Origin of the sequence: Morganella psychrotolerans, assembly GCF_965118875.1 — a bacterium.
Taxonomy (GTDB): domain Bacteria; phylum Pseudomonadota; class Gammaproteobacteria; order Enterobacterales; family Enterobacteriaceae; genus Morganella; species Morganella psychrotolerans_C.
On the sequence record NZ_CBCPJD010000075.1, the window covers coordinates 1 to 509 of the forward strand.

Below are 509 nucleotides of genomic sequence, written 5' to 3' on the forward strand. Positions count from 1 at the left end.
CTGAAAACCGAAATTCAGTACAGCAAAACCAATGACGGCGAAAATCTGTTACTGCTGGCAGACGTGCCGTACCCGTCCCGCTCTCACGAACTCGCAGGGCTTGCCGCTGGTACCGCATTTTATTTCCGCGCGCGATTGGTGGACAAAACCGGTAATCAGTCACCGTGGACAGAGTTTGTGCGCGGCGTAGCGGAGTTTGATACATCATCCGTTATTGATGAAGTTGAAGGCATTCTTGAGGATTCAAAAATCATTCAGGAGCTTAACAATAACGATGCTGATTCTTTTGAAGCCATTATCAACAATGCGAACAATACCTACGGACAGTGGACACATCTGCAACGCGAAAATGGTGTGATGAAGACTGAAATTATCCGTGTTGATAACTACGTGGTTACGGAAACCAAAGCGCTTGCTGAGCACCTCGATGCAGTACAGGCCACAGCAGATGAAAGCTACGCCCGCGCTCAGAACTCCATTAAAGCCGAATATGACATGGAGAAAGGAAC

1 pseudogene is annotated in these 509 nt (G+C 47.9%); it reads left to right on the plus strand.

Going from position 1 to position 509, the window contains the following annotated elements:
* Positions 1-509: pseudogene (locus tag ACMHKJ_RS19395) on the plus strand (host specificity protein); the annotation flags it as partial.